The 20,613-nt window shown below is 73.8% G+C and carries 17 protein-coding genes and 1 pseudogene; 11 read left to right on the top strand and 7 right to left on the bottom strand.

Annotation, left to right across the window (positions count from 1 at the left end; all coding sequences use genetic code 11):
• Positions 1–18 precede the first annotated feature (18 nt).
• Genes G339_RS0126570 through G339_RS0126560 form a run of 3 tightly spaced genes read right to left on the bottom strand, consistent with a single transcriptional unit; the run spans position 19 to position 4,074 of the window.
• On the bottom strand, positions 19–1,155 hold the full coding sequence (locus G339_RS0126570; protein WP_019634107.1) for an ABC transporter ATP-binding protein: 1,137 nt from the start codon (positions 1,153–1,155) through the stop codon (positions 19–21).
• A gap of 11 nt (positions 1,156–1,166) precedes the next feature.
• Positions 1,167–2,894: an ABC transporter permease gene (locus tag G339_RS0126565; RefSeq protein WP_019634106.1), complete on the bottom strand. Its 1,728-nt coding sequence runs from the start codon at positions 2,892–2,894 to the stop codon at positions 1,167–1,169.
• 28 nt (positions 2,895–2,922) lie between these two features.
• Complete coding sequence (locus tag G339_RS0126560; RefSeq protein ID WP_019634105.1) at positions 2,923–4,074, bottom strand: ABC transporter substrate-binding protein; 1,152 nt, start codon at positions 4,072–4,074, stop codon at positions 2,923–2,925.
• A 262-nt stretch (positions 4,075–4,336) separates the two neighbouring features.
• On the opposite strand from G339_RS0126560, the gene G339_RS35375 reads away from it, so the two are divergent.
• From G339_RS35375 to G339_RS0126535, 5 genes are read left to right on the top strand one after another with little or no spacing between them, the layout of a single operon-like run.
• On the top strand, positions 4,337–5,422 hold the full coding sequence (locus G339_RS35375; RefSeq protein WP_019634104.1) for a cupin domain-containing protein: 1,086 nt from the start codon (positions 4,337–4,339) through the stop codon (positions 5,420–5,422).
• Positions 5,419–6,621 (top strand): FAD-dependent monooxygenase, encoded by a 1,203-nt coding sequence (locus G339_RS0126550; protein ID WP_019634103.1) that lies wholly within the window; start codon positions 5,419–5,421, stop codon positions 6,619–6,621. The genes G339_RS35375 and G339_RS0126550 overlap by 4 nt, the downstream gene beginning before the upstream one ends.
• Positions 6,618–7,469: a fumarylacetoacetate hydrolase family protein gene (locus G339_RS0126545; protein WP_019634102.1), complete on the top strand. Its 852-nt coding sequence runs from the start codon at positions 6,618–6,620 to the stop codon at positions 7,467–7,469. Before G339_RS0126550 ends, G339_RS0126545 begins: the two co-directional genes overlap by 4 nt.
• Complete coding sequence (locus G339_RS0126540; RefSeq protein ID WP_019634101.1) at positions 7,466–8,641, top strand: CaiB/BaiF CoA transferase family protein; 1,176 nt, start codon at positions 7,466–7,468, stop codon at positions 8,639–8,641. Before G339_RS0126545 ends, G339_RS0126540 begins: the two co-directional genes overlap by 4 nt.
• The gene (locus G339_RS0126535) at positions 8,638–9,555 is read left to right on the top strand and encodes a hydroxymethylglutaryl-CoA lyase (RefSeq protein ID WP_019634100.1); all 918 of its coding nucleotides are present in this window, start codon (positions 8,638–8,640) and stop codon (positions 9,553–9,555) included. The genes G339_RS0126540 and G339_RS0126535 overlap by 4 nt, the downstream gene beginning before the upstream one ends.
• On the opposite strand, the gene G339_RS37135 is transcribed toward G339_RS0126535, so the two are convergent.
• Entirely contained in the window at positions 9,524–10,447 is a 924-nt protein-coding gene (locus tag G339_RS37135) for a MarR family winged helix-turn-helix transcriptional regulator (RefSeq protein WP_019634099.1), read from the bottom strand. The genes G339_RS0126535 and G339_RS37135 overlap by 32 nt on opposite strands.
• A gap of 406 nt (positions 10,448–10,853) precedes the next feature.
• Entirely contained in the window at positions 10,854–11,780 is a 927-nt protein-coding gene (locus G339_RS0126525; protein WP_019634098.1) for a TauD/TfdA dioxygenase family protein, read from the bottom strand.
• A gap of 141 nt (positions 11,781–11,921) precedes the next feature.
• Here G339_RS0126525 and G339_RS0126520 point away from each other — a divergent pair, with 141 nt between their 5' ends.
• The 5 genes from G339_RS0126520 to G339_RS0126500 are packed head-to-tail and all read left to right on the top strand — an operon-like array spanning position 11,922 to position 19,221.
• Complete coding sequence (locus tag G339_RS0126520) at positions 11,922–13,484, top strand: ABC transporter substrate-binding protein (protein WP_019634097.1); 1,563 nt, start codon at positions 11,922–11,924, stop codon at positions 13,482–13,484.
• A 10-nt stretch (positions 13,485–13,494) separates the two neighbouring features.
• Positions 13,495–14,454 carry an ABC transporter permease gene (locus G339_RS0126515; protein ID WP_019634096.1) on the top strand — a complete coding sequence of 320 codons (960 nt, stop codon included), beginning with the start codon at positions 13,495–13,497 and terminating at the stop codon, positions 14,452–14,454.
• Positions 14,451–15,302 carry an ABC transporter permease gene (locus G339_RS0126510; RefSeq protein ID WP_019634095.1) on the top strand — a complete coding sequence of 284 codons (852 nt, stop codon included), beginning with the start codon at positions 14,451–14,453 and terminating at the stop codon, positions 15,300–15,302. The genes G339_RS0126515 and G339_RS0126510 overlap by 4 nt, the downstream gene beginning before the upstream one ends.
• Complete coding sequence (locus G339_RS0126505) at positions 15,302–16,906, top strand: dipeptide ABC transporter ATP-binding protein (protein WP_019634094.1); 1,605 nt, start codon at positions 15,302–15,304, stop codon at positions 16,904–16,906. The genes G339_RS0126510 and G339_RS0126505 overlap by 1 nt, the downstream gene beginning before the upstream one ends.
• Positions 16,903–19,221, top strand: a complete 2,319-nt coding sequence (locus G339_RS0126500; RefSeq protein WP_019634093.1) for an arylsulfatase — start codon at positions 16,903–16,905, stop codon at positions 19,219–19,221. Before G339_RS0126505 ends, G339_RS0126500 begins: the two co-directional genes overlap by 4 nt.
• Positions 19,222–19,227: 6 nt before the next feature.
• On the opposite strand, the gene G339_RS40645 is transcribed toward G339_RS0126500, so the two are convergent.
• The gene (locus tag G339_RS40645; protein WP_276203776.1) at positions 19,228–19,581 is read right to left on the bottom strand and encodes a TetR family transcriptional regulator C-terminal domain-containing protein; all 354 of its coding nucleotides are present in this window, start codon (positions 19,579–19,581) and stop codon (positions 19,228–19,230) included.
• Positions 19,565–19,633 (bottom strand): annotated as a pseudogene (locus G339_RS41215) (TetR/AcrR family transcriptional regulator); the annotation flags it as partial. The pseudogene G339_RS41215 and the gene G339_RS40645, both read right to left, overlap by 17 nt.
• Positions 19,634–19,647: 14 nt before the next feature.
• On the opposite strand from G339_RS41215, the gene G339_RS0126490 reads away from it, so the two are divergent.
• Complete coding sequence (locus G339_RS0126490) at positions 19,648–20,598, top strand: carboxylesterase family protein (protein WP_476692186.1); 951 nt, start codon at positions 19,648–19,650, stop codon at positions 20,596–20,598.
• The last annotated feature ends 15 nt before the right edge of the window (positions 20,599–20,613 follow it).

The raw sequence follows: 20,613 nt of genomic DNA, 5'->3' as shown, positions 1-20,613 counted from the left end.
AGCCTTTCTCCTGGGGATTCAGCCGAGCGGGATGAGGCGGACCTTCTCCGGCGCGATCCGGACGGTCACCTCGCTCCCGGGCTCGATGGACAGCGACGGGTTCGACCGGCAGCGCAGCCCCCGGTCGCCGACGCGGACGACGTGCTCGGTGGCCTCGCCGAGGAACGCGCGCGCGGTGACGACGCCCGCGAGCGCGTTGCCGTCCGGCGCGGCGCCGGTCTCGTCGGCGGGGGAGAGCGCCAGGTCCTCCGGGCGCAGCGACATCAGGACCTCCGCGCCGGGCGCGGCCGCCACCCGGTCGGCGGAGCGCAGCACGGCGTGCTCGGCGCGGACGCTCGTCCCGTCCGGCGAGGTCCCCGCGATGGTCGCCGGGAGGAGGTTGGACGTGCCGATGAAGTCCGCCACGAACCGCGAGTTCGGCCGCTCGTAGATCTCCCGGGGCGTGCCCATCTGGACGATCCGCCCCTGGTCCATCACCGCGATGACGCTGGACATCGCCAGCGCCTCGACCTGGTCGTGCGTGACGTACACGGCGGTGAGGCCGAGTTCGCGCTGGAGCCGCTTCAGCTCCATCCGCATCGTCTCGCGGAGCTTGGCGTCCAGGTTGGACAGCGGCTCGTCGAGCAGCAGCAGCTCCGGCTCGATGACCAGCGCGCGGGCGAGCGCGAGGCGCTGCTGCTGGCCGCCGGACAGCTTGGTGGCGGGCCGGTCGGCGAACCGGTCCAGCTCGGTGACGGCCAGCACCTTCTCCACGCGGGAGCGGATCTCCGCGCGGGACGGCCGCGTCCGCCGCCGCGCCAGCTCCAGCGGGAACGACACGTTCTTGAACACGGTCATGTGCGGCCAGATCGCGTACGACTGGAACACCATGCCGAGCTGCCGGTCGTCGGCGGGGACGTCGACGCGCTCGGCGGCGGAGTACACGAGCCGGTCCCCGATGGTGATGCTGCCGCCGCTCGGGGTCTCCAGCCCCGCGACCGACCGCAGCGTGGTCGTCTTCCCGCAGCCGGACGGGCCGAGCAGCGTGAAGAGCTGGCCGGGCTCGACGTCGAAGCCGACGCCGTCCACGGCGCGCACGGTCTCCTCCGCGCCGCCCCGGCGGGCGCGCCGCCCGCCGCCCGCGTAGTCGATGGTCAGGTCCTGCACGTGGAGCATGGCTCTCTCCGTTAGTCGAGGTCGACGCCGAGGCGTCCGGCGACGGCGACGAGGGCGGTGACGAGCGCGCCGAGGAACGCGCACAGCAGCACGCCCATCGCCGCGACGCTCGTCAGCGAGCCCTCCTGGTACTGCTCGAACACCCGGATGCCGACGACCTCGGTGCCGGGGCTGTAGAGCAGGATCGAGCTGGACAGCTCGCGGAAGGACACGACGACGATGTAGAGGCCGCCCGCGATCAGACCGGGTTTCGCCAGGGGCAGCAGGATGCGGCGCATGGTCGTCCACCAGGACGCGCCGAACACGACCGCCGAGTCCTCCAGCTCGGTCGACACCTGCTGCATCGCCGTGCCGGCGTAGCGGACGCCGTACGGCAGGAACCGCGTCACGTAGGCGATGAGCAGAATCCACAGCGTCCCGTAGATGGGCAGCGGCGACCGCAGGTAGACGAACGCGAGCCCGAGGCCGAGCACGAGCCCGGGGATGACGAGCGGCGTGAACGCCAGCGCGTCCACGGCCGTCCCGATCCGGCGGTTCCGGGAGCGCACGACGAGCCAGCCGGCGAACGCGCTGAGCGCCATGACGACGACGGCCGCGCCGAGGCCGAGGACGGTCGAGTTCCGCACCGCCGTGAGCGTCGTCCCGTTGGACAGCGCGGCGGTGAAGTTGTCGAGCGTGAACCCGGCCGTGGAGAACGACGGCGTCCGGTACGTCTTCAGCAGCGACGCGTACAGCAGGATCGCGATCGGCGCGAACACGCACACCGTGAAGTACGCGAGCGTCAGCGCGCCGACGACGCCGCGCATCCGCCCGAGCCGGATCGGCCGCGGCCGGAACGCCTTGCCGGTGACGGTCTGCGCCGCGCCGCGCGAGATCCGGCGGCTCAGCACCACGCCGAGCGCGGCGACCAGCAGCAGCCCGAGCGACAGCGCGCCCGTCGCCTGGTAGTCGATCGGGTACTGCTGCATCAGGAAGTAGATCTTGCTGATGAACACGTACACGCCGTCGTGCAGGCCGAGCATCGCGGGGACCTCGAAGCTCTCCAGCGACTGCACCGCCACGATCAGCGTCGCCGACACCAGCGCGGGCCGGGCCAGCGGCAGCGTGATGCGGCGCAGGATCACCGCGCGGCCGAGCCCGCAGGTCTGCGCGGACTCCTCCAGCGAGGCGTCCATCGAGCGGAACGCCGACGACATCAGCAGGAACACCAGCGGCGTCGAGTGGACGCCCTGGACGAACACCATGCCCCAGATGCCGTAGACGTTGAACGGCGCGACGCCCGCGACGGCGTCGGTCATCCGGTTCAGCAGGCCGATGTCGGGGCTGGCGAGGAAGATCCACGCGGGCACGTAGGCGATGCTCGGCAGCGCCAGCGGGATGATCGACGCGAGCAGGAACAGCCGTTTGAACGGCGCGTCGGTGCGGACGTGCGCGTACGCCATCAGCGTTCCGAACGCGACCGCCACGACCGTCGACCCGGCGACGTACAGGGCCGTCGTGCCGACGAGCCCGGGGAGTTGCGCGTCGTCGAGGTAGGCGCGGCGGAAGCCCGCCAGCGTCGCGCCCCGCTCGCCCGCGAACGCGCCCCACACCAGGTAGACGAGCGGCACGAGGACGAGGTAGCCGACGACGGCGACGGTGCCCGTCCCGGCGAGGACCCGCGCGCCGGGGCGGCGGCGGGACCGCGGGGGAGGCGGGGCCGGGCGCGGCTCGCGGACCGGCGCGGTGGTCGTCGTCATGGGTTCTCACCGGCTCTCGGGGGTCGGGTCACGGCGTGACCGGGTCGTGGTGGCGCAGCAGGTTGTCGTACGCCTTCGCCCAGGCGGCGGACTCGCGGACGTACTTGGCCGTGTCGACGGTGACGGTCTTGGCGTCCGTCGGCAGCAGCGGCCGGTAGCCGGGGACCGCCGACGGGTTCGACACGATGTCGTTGTCCGCCGCGTAGATCGCCTGCCCGTCGGTGAGCAGGAAGTCCATGAACAGCAGCGCGGCGGCCGGGTGCGCGGCGCGCGTCATCGGCGCGACGCCGGACGGGACGAGCACGATCGGCTGCACGGCCGTGTCGACGGCGAGCGGCGCGCCCTTGGCGCGCGCGGCGAGCGCGAGCCGGTTGTAGGCGGTGACGCCGATCGCGCCCTCGCCCGCCGCGAGCAGGTCGTTGAGCTTGACGTGGCCCTGGACGGTCCGGGCGTTGGCCGCGATGCCCTTGAACAGCTTGGTGATGTCGGCGTCGCTGCGGCCCTGGTCGCGGAAGTAGTCCCGCAGCGCCATGTACCAGTTGGAGTCGGACAGCTCCATCGCGAGCTTGCCCTTCCACTTGGGGTCGGCCAGGTCCTCGAACGTGCGGGGCGCGTCGGCGGCCGACACCTTCTCGGTGTTGCGCACGACGGTGATGGCGTTGAACCGCGTCGCGACCCACCCGGCGTCGATCTGCGCCTGCGGGCTGAGCTTCTTGCGGAGGTCGCTGTCGTAGCGCGACAGGATCTTCTTGTCCGACAGGACGCCCAGCTCGAAGTTGGTCGCGTCCACGACGTCGTTCTTGGGCTTGTTCGCGCTGTCCTCCTGGACGACGCGCTGGAGCAGGTCCTCGCTCTGCGCGCGGAACACGTTGACCTTGATGCCGTACTTCTTCTGGAACGGTCCCGCGACGAGGCTCTGCAGCTTCTCGTTGCTGGTGTAGACGTCCACCTCGCCCTCGGCCTTGGCGGCCTCGACCAGGGCGGCGGTGCGCTCGGCCCCGGTCATCCGGGCGAACTTCTCGTAGACGGCGACCTTGGAGTCGGACGCGGACGCGGGGTCGGCGCTGCCGGTGGGCGGGCCGCCGCACGCCGCCGCCAGCACGACGGCCGACAGCGCGGCCGCCAGGGCGGCCGGGCGGCCGGGTCGGCCGCCGGACAGAACGCTGGGCAGGGGACGCATGATCCTCCTCGATCCTGCTCGGGTGTCCGCGGGGGTGCCACGGGACCGCGCCGCGTGCCGCGCCGCCGGTCGTTCCGTGTACGGACTACCTCGGGGCAACGTATGAGACCCACATCACCGTGTCAACACCCCCGATCGAGTCGCCGCAGCGCTCGGGCGGTGCGGACGCGGCCCTTGACGGGCCCGGCCGCCGGTCCTACCGTGAGCGATCTAGTCCGTACACGGACTATTTCCGGGCTCCGCCCCGCAGCCGAGGAGGATCATGGCGACAACCCGCTTCGACGACGACAGCCCCGACCTGGCCGCGCTCTACGCCGACCTCGCGGCGGCCGACCTCCAGCCGCTCTGGCGGCAGCGGGGTCTGCTGCCCCGCGCCCCGGACCGCCTGCGCCCCCACCGCTGGGACGGCCGGACGCTGCGCGCGCTCGCCGAACGCGCGGGCGACCTGGTCGGCATCGACCGGGGCGGCGACCGGCGCGTCCTCGCCCTCTCCCATCCCGACCTGGGCGGACTCCCGTTCGCCACGCACACGCTCTGGGCGGCCGTCCAGTACCTCGGGGGCGGCGAGAGCGCGCCGCCGCACCGGCACAGCCCGGCCGCGCTGCGGTTCGTGCTGGCGGGCTCGGGCGTCTGGACGCTCGTCGACGGCGACCCGATCGCGATGGAGCCCGGCGACCTCGTCCTCACCCCCGGACGCACCTGGCACGAGCACCGCAACATGGGCGATCAGCCGATGATCTGGTTCGACGGGCTCGACCTGCCGCTCGTCCGCGCCCTGGACGCCGTGTTCTTCGAACCGGGCCCCGACGAGCTGACGCCGTTCGAGCCCGGCGACCCCTGCCGCTCGGAGGAGCGCCACGGCCGGGCCGGGCTCGCGCCCGCCGACGAGCCGCGTCCGGCCGGACGGCACTCCGCGCTGCTCGTCTACCGCTGGACCGCCACCGACGCCGCGCTGCGCGCCCGGCTCGCGGCGACCGGCGCGGGCCACGCGCGGCTGCGGTACACCGACCCCGCGACCGGCGCGGACGTCATGCCGACGCTGCGCGCGGAACTGCTGCGGGTGCTCGCGGGCTCCCGCACGCCGACGACGCGCGCCGTGGGCAGCGCGGTGTACGTCGTCCACCGGGGCGCGGGGTCCTCGCGCGTCGCCGGGCGGCGCATCGACTGGTCCGCCGGGGACGTGTTCGTCGTCCCGTCCTGGGCCGAGGCCGACCACCGCGCGGACGCCGACGCCGACCTGTTCGTCCTGTCCGACGCACCGGTGATCGAGGCCGTCGGCCTCGCCCGCCGGTCCGAACCCGAGGAGAACCAGACCATGACCGACCCCCGCTCCGGCGGCGCGTCGTGAGCGCCCGGCACCGCGTCGAACGGGTCGTCGTCGGCGGCGGCATCGGCGGCCTCACCGCCGCGCTCGCCCTCGCCCGGCACGGCCTGCCCGTCCACGTCCTGGAGCAGGCGCCCGAGTTCGGCGAGATCGGCGCGGGCGTGCAGCTCGCGCCGAACGCGCTGCGGGTCCTGGACCGGCTCGGCGTGCTCGGGGACGTGCTGACGTCCGCCGTCCGGCCGCCCAAGGCCGTGATGATGAGCGCGGTCACCGGCGAGCAGATCACCGCGATCGACTTCGGCGAGGAGTTCCGCGCCGCGTACGGGCACCCGTACGTCGTCACGCACCGCTCCGACCTGCTCGCGGCCGTCCTGGACGCCTGCCGCGCCGAGCCCGCGATCACGTTGGAGACCGGGCGGAGCGTCCGGGCCGTCCGGCAGGACGGCGACACCGCCGTCGCGGAGTGCGCGGACGGCGCCGAGTACCGCGCCGACGCGCTGATCGGCGCGGACGGCCTCTGGTCGGCGGTCCGCGCCCACACGGTCGGGGACGGCGACCCCGCCTACATCGGCGACGTCGCCTACCGGGGGACGATCCCGACCGCCGCGATCTCCGACCGCGCCGGCAAAGAGGACATGACCTGGTGGATCGGGCCGGGCCTGCACCTCATCCAGTACCCCGTCCGGGGCGGCGAGCTGTTCAACCAGGTCGCGGTGTTCACCGCCGCCGCGCACGGCCCCGCCGAGGAGTGGGGGCAGCCGGACGAGCTGGACCGCGCCTTCGAGGCGACGTCCGACTACGTCCGCGAGGGCGTCCGCCTGGTCGACCGCGACCGGCACTGGGTGCTGCGCGACCGGCCGCCCGCCGCCGCCTGGTCCCGCGGCCGCGCCACGCTCCTCGGCGACGCCGCCCACCCGATGGCCCAGTACCTCGCGCAGGGCGCCTGCCAGGCGCTGGAGGACGCCGTCGCGCTGGCGGACCTGCTCGCCGCGCACGGCCCGGACGTCCCCGCCGCGTTCGCCGCCTACGAGGCCGAGCGCGTCCCCCGCACCGCGAAGGTCCAGACGTGGGCGCGCCGCATGGGCGAGATCGTCCACGCGGACGGCGTCACCGCGCTGCTCCGCGACGCCCTGCTCGGCGGCCGCGACGAACGCGACTTCCAGTACACCGACTGGCTCTACGGCCACCGCACCGGAGCCGCCCCCACCGAGAGGACGCCATGAAGCTCGTCGCCTACGACGACGGCCGCGCCGGGGAACTGCGCGGCGACCGCGTGTACGACCTCGGCGGACGCACCATCCCCGAGCTGATCGCGGACGGCCTCCCGACCGCGCCGCCGGGCGGTCCCGGCGTGCCGCTCGACCGGGTTCGGCTGCGCGTCCCCGTCCCGAACCCCTCCAAGATCGTCGCCGCGCCGGTCAACTACCGGGACCACCAGGCCGAGATGAGCGTGGACTCGCAGGTCGGGGGGCTCGGGTTCTTCCTCAAGGCCCCGTCGTCGCTCCTCGACCCCGGCGGGACGATCCAGCTCCCGTACCACGACCGCCGCTTCGACCAGGAGGGCGAACTCGCGCTCGTCATCGGGCGGACCGCGCGGCGCGTCAGCGAGGCCGACGCGCTCGGCCACGTCTTCGGCTACACCGGCCTGCTCGACATCACCATGCGCGGCGGCGAGGACCGCTCCACCCGCAAGTCCTTCGAGACGTTCACCCCGATGGGGCCCGTCCTGGTCACCGCCGACGAGTTCGGCGACCCCGCCGACGTGGACCTGCGCTGCTGGGTGAACGGCGACCTGCGGCAGCACGCCAACACGCGCGACCTCATCTGGAGCGCCGCGCGGCTGGTGTCGTACGCGTCCTGGGTGACGACCCTGAACCCCGGCGACGTCGTCACCACCGGCACGCCCGCCGGGGTCGGCCCGCTCGCGGCGGGCGACGCGGTGCGGCTGCGGCTGTCGGGGATCGGCCTCGACCTGGCCGTCACCGTCCGCGCCGACGACGCCGTCGCCTCGCACACCGCGGGCCGCGACCGGGGCCCCGTCCCGCCGCCCCCGCCGGGCGCGGCCCGATGAGCGCCGGGCCGCTCGCCGGGCTGCGGGTGCTGGAACTCGGCAGCCTCATCGCCGGGCCATACGCGGGCCGCGTCCTCGCCGACTTCGGCGCGGACGTCGTCAAGGTCGAGGACCCGGGCCGCCCCGACCCGCTGCGCGAGTGGGGCGCGGCGCGGCACCGCGGCCGCACGCTGTGGTGGTCGGTGCAGAGCCGCAACAAGCGGCTCGTCACCCTCGACCTGCGCACCGACGAGGGCCGCGACGCCCTGCTGCGGCTCGTCGAGACCGCCGACGTCCTGCTGGAGAACTTCCGGCCCGGCACGCTGGAGCGCTGGGGCCTCGCGCCGGAGACGCTGTGGGAGCGCAATCCCGGGCTCGTCGTCGCGCGCGTCTCCGGCTTCGGGCAGACGGGACGGAACCGGCACCGGCCCGGGTACGCGTCCGTCGCGGAGGCGGTCGGCGGCCTGCGGCACCTCACCGGCTTCCCCGACCGGCCGCCGCCCCGCGCCGGGATCTCCCTCGGCGACAGCCTCGCCGCGATGATCGCCGTCCAGGGCATCATGATGGCGCTGTACTGGCGCGACGTGCGCGGCGGGACCGGGCAGGTCGTGGACGTGTCCCTGGTCGAGGCGTGCTTCTCGCTGCTGGAGGGCGTCGTGCCCGAGCACGCCGCGACCGGCGCGGTGCGCGGCCGGACCGGGACGGCGCTGCCGGGCCTCGCGCCGTCCAACCTGTACCGCACCGCCGACGAGCGGTGGATCGTCGTCGCCGCCAACCAGGACACGGTGTTCGCGCGGCTCGCCGCGTGCATGGACCGCCCCGGACTCGTCACCGACCCGCGCTTCGCGACCCACGCGGCGCGCGGCGAGCACCAGGACGAGATCGACGCGATCGTGGGGGAGTGGACCCGGGAACGGGACGCCGACGACCTGCTCGCCCTGCTGGACGAGGCGGCGGTGCCCGCCGGGCTCGTCCACACCGTCGCGGACATCTTCGCCGACCCGATGTTCACCGAGCGGGAGATGCTGCTGCCCGTCGAAGACCCCGACCTCGGGGAGATCGTCATGCCGGGCGTCGTGCCGCGGCTGACCGCCACGCCCGGCGCGGTCCGCTGGGCGGGACCGCAGCGGCCCGGCGCCCACAACGACGAGGTGCTCGGCGCGCTCGACCGGCGCGAGGGGAGGGTGCCGTGACCGGCGCCGAGATCGTGGAGGTGTGCCCGCGCGACGGGCTCCAGAACGAGAAGCGCGTCGTCTCCACCGAGGACAAGATCCGGCTGGTGCGCGGGCTCGCCGCCGCCGGGGCGCGGCGCGTCGAGGCGGTCAGCTTCGTCCACCCCAAGCGCGTCCCGCAGATGGCCGACGCCGAGGCGGTCCTCGCCGGCCTCGGGCCGCTGCCGGGCGTGCGGCTCGCCGGGCTCGTCCTCAACCGGCGCGGCGCGGAGCGGGCCGCCGCGACCGGGGCGCTGGACGAGATCGACTGCGTCGTCCCGCTCACCGACTCCTTCGGCCGGGCCAACCAGGGGCAGACGACGGCCGAGGCGCTCGCCGCGCTCCCGGACGTGGTCGCGCTCGCCGCCGGAGCCGGGCTGCGGACGACCGTGACGCTCGCCGTCGCGTTCGGCTGCCCCTACGAGGGCGACGTCCCGGTGGACCGGGTGCGTGCCGCGGCGCGCGCGGCCGCCGCGGCCGGACCGGACGAGCTGTCTCTGGCCGACACCATCGGCTGCGCCGTCCCCGCCGACGTCACCGCCCGGGTCCGCGCGGTCCGCGACGCGTGCGCGCTGCCGCTGCGGACCCACTTCCACCAGACGCGGCTCACGGCGCTCGGCAACGTCCACGCCGCGCTGGCGGAAGGCGTGACCGTCCACGACGCGAGCGCGGGCGGCATCGGCGGCTGCCCGTTCGCGCCCGGCGCGGCCGGGAACGCCGCCACCGAGGACGTCGCGTGGATGCTGCACCGCAGCGGATACCCGACGGGCCTGGACGTCGAGGCCGTCACCGACACCGGCCGGTGGATCTGCGGCGTCCTCGGCGTCGCGCCCCGCTCCGCGATGGCGGCGGCCGGGCCGTTCCCTACGGCTCCGCCTCGACCAGCCGCACCATGAGGTCGGTGAACCGTGCGCGGTCCCGCTCCGGCAGGGGCGCGAGCAGCGCGGACTGAACCTCGAGCACGGCGGCGGCCCGGTCGAACAGGAACGCCCGGCCCGCCGCCGTGACGTCGAGCAGGTTGCGGCGGCCGTCGTCGGCGTCGCGGGTGCGCTCCACCCAGCCGCGCTCCTCCAGCCGTCCGACGACGTCGCCGCCGGTGGACTTGTCGAGGGAGACCCGGCCGCCGAGCGTCCGCTGGTCGAGGCGCGGTTCCCGATGCAGCGCCAGCAGGACGCTGTACTGCACCGACGTGATCGACGGCGACACCGTGCGCGCCCACAGCAGCGTGTGGACCTGCTGCGCGCGGCGGATCAGGTGGCCGGGGTGGCGGTGCAGGCGCTCGCCGGGGATCCGCGCGTCCGCCGCGCCCTCGGGCCCGGGGCCGTCGCCGGCGGGCGGGTCGCCCGCGTACGCGACGCGGCTGAGCAGCGCGAACAGGTCGTCGCGGTCGGCCTCGGCGAGCGGGGCGAGCAGCCGCCGCTGCACCTCGACCACGGCGGGGGTCGCCTGCGCGAGCGCGAGCCTCCCGCGCGCCGCCAGGCACACCGGCCGCCGCCGCCCGTCCCGGGCGTCCCGCTGCCGCGTGACCAGCCCCCGCCGGACCAGCCGCGAGATGACGTCGGCGGTCGTCGACTTGTCCAGGGACATCAGGTCCCCGACGGTCTTCTGGTCGAGCTTCCCGTGCTGCCCGACGACCAGCAGGATGCCGTACTGGACGGACGTGAGTCCGACGAGCACGTGCCGCTGCCACAGACTCGTGTGCGCCTGCTGCGCGCAGCGGATGAGATGCCCGGGCGCCGCGGCGAGGACGGGAAGCTCCCCGGCCCCGGCCTCAGCCTCCGCCGTCACGAAGCACCCACCGCAAACCCCCGACCCGACCCGAGACCCGACACGGACAAGCGCCCACCGAACGCCGCCCAAAGAATACTACGTACACAAACCATCCCCGAGCGCCCCGAGCCGGCCCGCCGGCCAGGACGAGGCGATGCGCCGCGTCACCGAGTGCGACGTCGACGGACTGGACCCATCGCCGATCGCGGCCTGCCCGACATATGGCGTTCGCCGTCCCGTCGTGCGGCGCCGCTTCGATGTGGGGTTCCTGATCGAGACACTGGCCCCCGAAGGCAAAAGATGGCGCTTCGAAGAAGGCCGCCCCCGGCGACTGATCGAATGGCCCGCCTGGCGACGCCGCGCTCCAGGGGGCATTGGCGGCGAAGCGCCCCGGCCCGTCAACGGGCCGGGGCGGGGGAGGAGGTCAGGCGGCGGGGGTCGCCACGGAGGAGTACGTGCTCGCGTCGCCCTCGATCACCGTGCTGGTCTCGCCGTTGAGGCCCACCGGTACGTCGCCGGCGACGGTGATGCGGTGCAGGAGGCGCGCGTGGTCGTCGTAGTCGGCGACCGCGTAGTGCTGCGTCGACCGGTTGTCCCAGATCGCCACGTCGCCCGGCCGCCACGTCCACCGCACCGTGTTCTCCAGCTTGGTGATGTGCCGCTGGAAGAGCGCGTACAGGTCCTTGAAGTCCGACGACGACAGTCCCCGGATCGACTGCGCGAAGTGCCCGAGCAGCAGTGACGGCTCGCCCGTCTCCGGGTGGACGCGGACGAGCGGGTGCTCCGTCACGAACGACGTGTGCCGGAACTCGGCCCGGTACGCCTCCTCCTTGACGTCCACCCCGCCGATCGTCGGCCGCTCGATCGCGTAATCGAACGCGTTGCTGTGGAGAACCCGCAGCTCCGCCGCGAGCGCCTGGAGCCCGGGGTGCAGCGTCGCGTACGCGTTCACGGTGTTCGCCCACACCGTCGTGCCGCCGTACGGGGGCAGGTTGACGGCCCGCAGCACGCTGATCGCGGGAACGCGGTCCACGAACGTCACGTCGGTGTGCCAACTGTTGGCCTTGCCCCGCTCGGAGTCGATCGGCAGGACCGCCCGCCCGTCGCCGCGCACGGTCGGGTGCGGCGTGGTGACCTCGCCGAGCTGGGCCGCGAAGTCGTACTGGTCGGCGTCGGTGGCGTGGTCCTGGTCGCGCAGGAACACGACCCGGTGCTTGAGAAGGGCGGCGCGGAACTCGGCCACGGCGGCCGGCGGGAGGTCCGCGCCGATCCGCAGGCCCGCGACGACGGCGCCGATATTGCCGCCGACCTGGGTCACTTCGAGCGCTGCCGTCCCCGGGAACTTGCTCATGCCTCGTGATCCTCACCGGAGCCCGCCGTCGCGGCGTCCCCTACTAAGTTGATTGGATAAGTAGGTTTAATATACAACAGCGTTCGCACGCACCCCCGAACCGGCCGGTGACGGGTCCGTCCTCCCGGAAGAGAGACCGCAATGAACCCCACACTGTCCCGTCGCGCGCTGCTGTCCGGCACGGCCGGAGGGGCCGCCCTGCTCGCGCTGTCCGCCTGCACCTCGGCGGTCGGCTCGCAGGGGTCGGGCAAGGCGAAGAAGGGCGGGACGTTCGCCGGCGGCATCTCGACCGACCTGGTCCCCGCGAACTTCTTCACCAACTCCAACGCGGGCGTCACGACGATCATCGGGCTGGTCTACGAGAGCCTCGTCCACTACCCGGTCGACCGGTTGACACCGCAGCCGAAGCTCGCCAAGAGCTGGACGATCTCACCCGACGGCCGCACGGTGACCCTCGCGCTCCGCGACGACGTCACGTTCCACAGCGGTCGCCCGTTCACGTCGAAGGACGTCGCGTTCTCCCTCAAGACCTACGCGGACCCCAAGTGGAACGGCCAGCTCAAGAGCACCGCGCAGGCGATCGACTCGATCGACGCCAAGGACCCGCACACCGCCGTCCTGCACCTGAAGCACCCGCTCGGCAACATCCTCGACCTGCTGGAGATCGTCCCGATCGTGGACGAGAAGACGTTCGCGGGCGTCGGGACGGGCAGCGCCTACGTCGGCACCGGCCCGTTCAAGTTCGACAAGTGGACGCCGAACACCCGGCTCGAGTTCAGCAAGAACCCGAACTACTGGGTCGCGGGCCGCCCCTACCTCGACGCCGTGGACATCTCCGTCATCACGGACGCGACGGCGCTGACCAGCCAGCTCCGCAGCGGCCAGATCGACTACGCCTACGGCAGCAGCTTCCTGGACATCGAGCGCCTGGAGAAGTCCGGCAAGTTCGGCAAGATCCAGCTCCAGGGCGCCGAGACGCAGATCTACGTCGGGACGAACGTCACCGCCGAGGGCCTTTCGGACGTCCGCGTCCGCCAGGCCATCGCCCACGCCCTCGACCGGGACCGCGTCATCGCCGAGGTCTTCCGCGGCAGCGGCTACACGGCGAACCTGCCGTGGCCGAAGACGTCCCCCGCCTACGACGCGGGCCTCAACGCCACCTACCGTCGCGACGTCGCCAGGGCCAAGAGCCTGCTCGCCGCCTACGGCAAACCCGTCCCGACGCTGAAGTACAGCTATCCGGCCAAGGACCCGCTGATCGCGGCGACGGCCCAGATCGTCCAGGCGAACCTCAAGGAGATCGGCATCGAGGCGACGCTGGACCCGCTCGACCCGCCGACGTTCGTCGCCCAGCTCATCGGCGGGAAGTTCCCCGGCCTGTGGTCGGCGTACCACTCGTGGGCGCAGTACACGCCGTCCACGCTGACCGTCAGCGCCTATCCGTTCAACGCGCTGAAGAACAGCTCGCACTACTCGTCCGCGACGTACACCAAGGACGCCGACACGGCGTGGCAGCAGGTCAAGGGCGACAGCGCCGACGCGCGCAAGGCGTACGGCGACCTCTCCCGGGACCTGCTCGACGGGCTGTTCCTCATCGAGATCGGCGTCGTCCAAGGACGCTGGGCCGTCAGCGAGAACGTCCGGGGCGTCGCCTACACCAAACGCTCCGAACTCGTGCTGACCGACGCGCAGCTCACCGCGTGAGGACCCGGCCGTGACCTCCTACCTGCTCCGGCGGCTGCCCTCGCTGGCCGTCGTCCTCGCGGTCTCGTCCGTGCTGGTCTTCGGGCTGCTGCGGCTCGTCCCCGGCGACCCCGCGACGACGCTCGCGGGCTCCGACGCCACCCCCGACACGATCGCGGCGATCCGCCACCAGCTCGGCCTCGACCAGCCGGTCCTCAGCCAGTACGCGCACTGGCTGACGGGCCTGGTCACCTTCGACCTCGGCCGCTCCTACATCATCGGCGGCGGCATCGGCCCGCTCATCGGCGGCGCGCTCGGCAACACGCTCCTGCTGACGGCCAGCGCCCTGCTGCTGGCGGTCCTCACCGCGCTCGTCCTCGGCCCGCTGTGGGCGAGCGCCCGGCGGCCCTGGCTCGACCACCTGCTGACGGGCGTCAACACGCTCGCCATCGCCGTCCCGACGTTCGTCCTCGGCGTGGCGCTGGCCCTGCTGTTCGGCGTCGTCGTCCCGGTGCTGCCCGCGGGCGGCGTCCCGCGCGGCGGCCTGCTCGCGGACCCGGGCATCACCGCGCAGTACCTGCTGATGCCCGCCGTGTGCTTGGGCCTGCCGGTCGGCGCGGTCCTGACCCGCTACCTCGCCGAATCGCTGCGCAGCGAACTCGCGCAGCCGTACGTCGTCACCGCGCTCGCCGCGGGCGTCCCGAGGCGGCGCGTCCTGCTGCGGCACGCGCTGCGCAACGTCCTGCCGACGAGCCTGACGGTGCTCGGCCTGCAGACCGGTGCGCTGCTCGGCGGCGCGGTGCTGGTGGAGTTCACCTTCTCCTGGCCGGGCCTCGGGATGCTGATCGAGCGCGCGATCACCGGCCGCGACTACCCGGTCGTGCAGGTCCTGCTCATGCTCTCGGTGACGGTCTTCGTCGTCCTCCAGTTGCTCACCGACGCCGCGCACGCCCTTCTCGACCCGCGTATCCGCCTCGGAGGCGCCCGATGACCGACATCGCCCTGCGAGCCGGGCGGACCCCGCGCGTGCGGCGCGGCGCGCTGACGCGCGGAAGGGGCCTGGCCGGGCTCGTCCTCGTCGGCGCGGTGATCGCCGCGGGCGTCCTCGCGCCGCTGCTCGCGCCGTACGCGCCGCAGCAGCAGATCCCGGGCGCGAACCTGCTCGGCCCGAGCGGGCGGCACCTGTTCGGCACGGACGAGGTGAACCGCGACGTCTTCTCCCGCGTCCTGTACGGCCTGCGCATCGACCTCGGGATCTGCCTCGTCGCGGTGCCGTGCGGCGCGCTCGTCGGCGGCCTCGCCGGCCTGCTCGCGAGCCGGACCGCCGTTGCGGACGTCGTCGCGCAACGCGTCTTCGACGTGCTGCTCGCGTTCCCGCCGATCATCCTCGGCATCGCCATCGCGGCCGTCACCGGCGTCGGCGCGCTGCCCGTGATCTGCGTCGTGGTCGGCGCGGAGGTCCCGCTGTTCGGACGGCTCGTGCGCACGTCCGTGCTCAAAGTGCGCGAACTGCCGTACGTGGACGCCGCCGAGACGATGGGCGCGTCCTGGCCCTGGGTGCTGCGCAAACACGTCGTGCCCAACATCCTGGACGCCCTGATCGTCCAGCTCGCCATCTCCGCGTCCGGCGCGGTGTTCATCGACAGCGCCATGAACTTCATCGGCATCGGCGTGCGGCCGCCGACGCCGTCGCTCGGCGGCGTCCTGGCCGCCGCGATGGGGCAGCTCGGGACCAACACCCTGTACGCGGTCGGCCCGCTGCTGTTCATCGTCGTGCTCGTGCTCGGCTTCCAACTGATCGCGCAGGCCCTCCTGGCCTCGCGGCGAGGAGATGCGTGATGGGCGCCCTGCTGCGGATCGCGAACCTGAACGTCCGGTTCCCGGGCGCGACGGCCGTGGAGAACGTCGACCTGGAACTGCGGCGGGACGAGGTCCTGGCGGTCGTCGGCGAATCCGGCTCGGGCAAATCGGTCACCGCGCTGGCGGTCATGGGCCTGCTGCCCCGCTCGGCGGCCGTGTCGGGCAGCGTCGTCCTGGACGGCCGGGAGATCCTGGGCCTCCCCGAGGACGAGCTGCGCCGGGTGCGCGGCGCGCGGATCGCGCTGGTCTTCCAGGAGCCCTCGACGGCGCTCAACCCCGTCGAGCGCGTCGGCTGGCAGATCGGCGAGGTGCTCCGCGCGCACGGCGTCGCGTCCCGCCGCGAGCGCGCCGCCCGCACGGCCGGACTGCTGGAACAGGTCGGCATTCCGCCGGAACGGGCGCGCGACCACCCGCACCGGTTCTCCGGCGGGCAGAAGCAGCGGATCGTCCTGGCCCTCGCGCTCGCCGCCGACCCGGACGTCCTCATCGCGGACGAGCCGACCACGGCCCTCGACGTCACCGTCCAGGCCGAGATCCTCGGCCTGCTCCGCGACCTGCGGCGCGACCGGCGGCTCGCCGTGCTGCTCATCACCCACAACATGGGCGTAGTCGCGGACCTCGCCGACCGCGTCGCGGTGATGCGCGACGGCCGCGTGCTCGAAACGCAGGACGTCGAAGGGCTGTTCAGTTCCCCGAGAACCGAGTACGCCGAGCGGCTGCTGGCCGCCGTCCCCCGGCTGGAGGCGCACGACCGGCCGACCCGCCTCACGAAAACGGACGAACCGGTGTTCGCCGCCGAGAACATCGTCGTGGACCATCCCGGCCGTCCCGCCGCACTCGACCGGATCACCCTGTCCGTCGCGCCCGGCGAAGTCCTCGGCCTGGTCGGCGAGTCCGGCTCCGGCAAGACGACGCTCGGCCGCGTCGCGGTCGGGCGGCTGAGGGCCGCGTCCGGCACGGTGCGCCTGTTCGGCCGCGACCCGGCCGGACTCGGCCGCGCCGAACTGCGCGCGCTGCGGCGGCGCATCGGCGTCGTCCACCAGGACCCGGCCGCGTCGCTCGACCCGCGCCGGACCGTCCTCGACTCCGTCACCGAACCGCTCGACGTCCACGGCGTCGGCACCCGCGCCGAACGCGTCGCCCGCGCCCACGCGCTGCTGGACCAGGTCGCGCTGCGCCCCGAGCACGGCGACCGGCTGCCGCGCGAGCTGTCGGGCGGGCAGCGGCAGCGCGTCGCGCTCGCCCGCGCCCTCGCGCTGGAACCCGACCTGCTCCTGGCCGACGAGCCGACGAGCGCGTTGGACGTGTCCGTGCAGGCCGCCGTCCTCGACCTGTTCACCGAACTCCAGGACCGCCACGGCTTCGCCTGCGTGTTCATCAGCCACGACCTCGCCGTCGTCAACCGCGTCGCCGACCGGGTCGCGGTGCTGCGCGACGGGCGGCTCGTCGAACTCGGCCCGGCCCGCGACGTCCTGACGCGCCCCTCGGCCCTCTACACCCGCACGCTCGTGGACTCGGTGCCGGTGCCCGATCCCGTCGCCCAGCGGTCCCGACGCGGACCCGACCTGGAGGTTCCGGCATGACCGTCCCCCCGTACGCGCGCGGATACGAAGGCTTCCGCGGCCGGATCGCGCGGACCGCGGGCGAGTCCGAGCCCTGGTGGCCGGACGTCCCGACGCCGCCCCGCGGCGCCCCGAACATCGTCGTCGTCCTCGCCGACGACCTCGGCTACTCCGACATCGGCCCGTTCGGCGCGGAAGTCGCCACGCCGACCCTCGACCGCCTCGCCGCGACCGGCTACCGGTTCGCGAACTACCACACGACGCCCGTCTGCTCGCCCGCGCGCGCCGCGCTGCTGACCGGCGTGAACCCGCACCGTGCGGGCTTCGCGAGCGTCGCCAACTCCGACCCCGGCTTCCCCGGCCTCACCCTCGAACTCGGGGACGACGTCGTCACGCTCCCCGAGGCGCTGCGCGAGGCCGGGTACGCGACGTACATGGTCGGCAAGTGGCACCTCACCCGCGACGCGCAGATGAACGACGCGGGACGGCGGCACTCCTGGCCCGTCCAGCGCGGCTTCGACCGCTACTACGGCTCATTGGAGGGACTGAACAGCTTCTTCGCCCCGAACCGGCTGATCCGCGACAACAGCCCCGTCCGCATCGACGACTACCCGGACGACTACTACCTCACCGACGACTTCACGGACGAGGCGATCGGCATGATCCGCTCGCTGCGCGCCGCCGACGACCGCCCGTTCTTCCTCTACTTCGCCCACCACGCCATGCACGGCCCGCTCGGCGCCCCCGCCGACACGATCGCCCGCTACCGGGGCCGGTACGACGCGGGCTGGGACCGGCTGCGCGACGAGCGGTTCGCGCGCCAGCTCGCGTCGGGCCTCTTCCCGCCCGGGACGCGCATCGCGCCGCGCAACTCCGAACGCGGCCTGGATGTCCCGGCCTGGACCGACCTCCCCGCCGAGCGGCGCGCGCTGCTCGCCCGGTACATGGAGGTCTACGCCGCGATGGTCGACAACATCGACCGCAACCTCGGCAGGCTGCTCGCCGCGATCGACGCCTACGGCGAACTCGACAACACCATCGTGGTGTTCACCTCCGACAACGGCGGGACCGCCGAGGGCGGCGCGGCCGGGACGCGCAGCTACTTCAGCCAGTTCGTCCACGTCGCGGGGCTCCCGGCGACGTGGGAGCGCGACACCCCGCTCGACCCCGACCTGATCGGCGGACCGCGCGCGATGGTCCACTACCCGCGCGGCTGGGGCATGGCGTCCAACACCCCCTTCCGCCTCTACAAGGGCAACACGTTCGCGGGCGGCGTCCGGGTGCCGTTCGTCCTGTCGTGGCCCGCGGGCCTGCCGTGCGGCGCGGACGATTCCGGGCTCCGGACGCAGTACCAGTACGTCACCGACCTCTACCCGACGCTGCTGGAACTCGCCGGGGTCCGACGGCCGGAGACGCGGCAGGGCGTCCCCGTCCTCGACCTGGACGGCGAGTCCTTCGCGCCCGTCGCGAAGTCGGCGGACGCGGACAGCACCCACCCCGAGCAGTACGCCGAATGGGGCGGCCAGCGCGGCTACTACCGCGACGGCTGGAAGCTGCTGACCCTCCACGAGCCCGGCACCCCCTACGACGACGCGGAATGGCAGCTCTTCGACGTCGCCGCCGACCCGACCGAGACCGAGGACGTCTCCGCCCGCCACCCCGACCTGACCCGCGAGCTGGCCGCCGCGTGGGAGAAGGCCGCCTGGCGCAACACCGTCTTCCCCCTCACCGACGCGTCGGGGCGGTTGAACGTCCGGCGGCCCGCGGAGTCGGCGTTGAGCCGCCCGGTGACGATCCCGGCGGGCACGCCGACGCTGGAGCGCTACCGGTCGAGCAAGCTGATCGCGCTGCGCGACGCCGACATCGAGGTCCGCGCCGTCCTCGCGCCCGGCGACGAGGGCGTGCTCGTGGCACACGGCGACCAGGGCGGCGGCTACGTCCTGTACGTCGAGGACGGCCGCCTGCGGCTGGACTGGAACGAGTACGGCAGGCTGCGCGAACTCGACGCCGGACCGATCCGGCCAGGCCCGGCGGACTGGACGCTGCGCCTGACCGCCCTGCCGAAGTTCCGCTGGCGCGTCTCCGTCCACGCGGACGGCACCGAACTCGCCGCGCTGGACGAGGTCGCGATGCTCGTCGGCATGGCCCCCTGGACGGGAATCTCGGTCGGCATCGACCGCGGCGGCCCGGTCTCCTGGCCGCTCCACGAACGCCGCCGCGCCTTCCCGTTCACCGGCCGCCTGCACCACGTCCGCTATGTCCCGGGCGGACCCGCGGACTACGCACCGACCCAGATCCACAAGGCCACCGAGGCGGCCACCGACGTCTACGAGTAACCCTTCCTATGCGCGGGTGAAGAGCCGGTCCAGGTGCTGATCCAGGGCTGCCAGCGCTTCCTCGGGTTTGATCACGCCGAGTTGGAGGAGCGGGGTGAATCCGGTGAGCGCGAGCAGGAGGTCGGTCTCCACGGCCGGGTCGCGGTCGGGGGCGATCCGGCCGTCCGCGACCGCCTGGCGGACGAGGCGCTCGACCGCGGCCCGGCCGTCGCGCAGCCCGACGCGTGCCTGCTCGCGCAGCGCCGGGTCGTGCAGCGCCTCGAGGACGTAGGCAGCGCACGCGCCGCGCGACGCGGAGCGCGGTCTGCTCCGAGGCGAGTCGCATGGCGAAGGCGAGCATCTCCGTCCGGGACGAGAAATAGTGCTGCACCTGCCCGAGGGAGACGCCGGCCTCCTGGGCGACCTCCCGCATGGTCGCCTGCCGGCCTGGTCGCCGCCCTGCTCACCATGCGCTCGGCGCGCGGGCTGTTCCGCCGGGCCATCGCCCACTCGGTGCCGGGCAGCCACCTGACGCCCGCGCTGGCCGAGCAGGTCGCCGCCGCGCTGGCGCGGAGGATCGGGGCGCCGCCCACGGCCGCCGCGCTCGCCGACGTCGACCCCTGGCGTCTCGCGGCCGAGCTCACCGCCTTCAACGCCGACCTCGCCGGGGACACCGCGCGCTGGGGCCGGCTGGCCCAGTTCGGGGTGGCCGTCTGTCCCGTGGTCGACGGCGACGTCCTGCCGGAGACGCCCTGGAGCGCGCTGACCGGCGGCCGCGCGAGCGGAATCGAACTGCTCGCCGGCCGCACCCGGGACGAGTTCCGGCTGTTCCTGGTGATGGCCGGCCTCGCGGGACGCGTCACCGACGACCAGGCCCGGACCGCGCTCGACCTCCTGGCTCCCGGCCCGCACGGCGCGCACGCCTACCGGACGGCCTTTCCGGGTGCCACCGCCGACGAGCTGCTGGCGACGGTGGGGTCGGACGCGCTGTTCCGAATGCCCTCGCTCCACCTCGCCCAGGCCAACACCGCGGCGGGCGGCGCGTCGCACCTCTTCGAGCTGGGCCTGGCCTCGACCGCGTTCGACGGCGCGCTGGGCGCCTGCCACAGCCTGGACGTCCCCCTCGCCTTCGGCACGCTCGACAGCCCCACGGCCAAGAGCGCGTTCGGAGACGCACCCCCTCCCGCGGCTCTCCGCGTCGCCCGCGAACTCGGCGCGGCGTGGACCCGATTCGCCGCCACCGGTGATCCCGGCTGGCCGCGGTACCGACCCGACCAGCGCCTCACCCGCGTCCTGGACACCGAATCGGCGACCGTTCGCTACCCCGAGGAGACCTCACGCCGGATCTGGCGCGGACGCACTCCGGAGCCCTTCGACGTCGTCGGGCGACCGGGCTGAGCGTCTCCACCGCCT

Source organism: Actinomadura atramentaria DSM 43919, from assembly GCF_000381885.1.
Classification (GTDB): domain Bacteria; phylum Actinomycetota; class Actinomycetes; order Streptosporangiales; family Streptosporangiaceae; genus Spirillospora; species Spirillospora atramentaria.
This window is presented reverse-complemented; position numbering and strand designations above follow the sequence as displayed.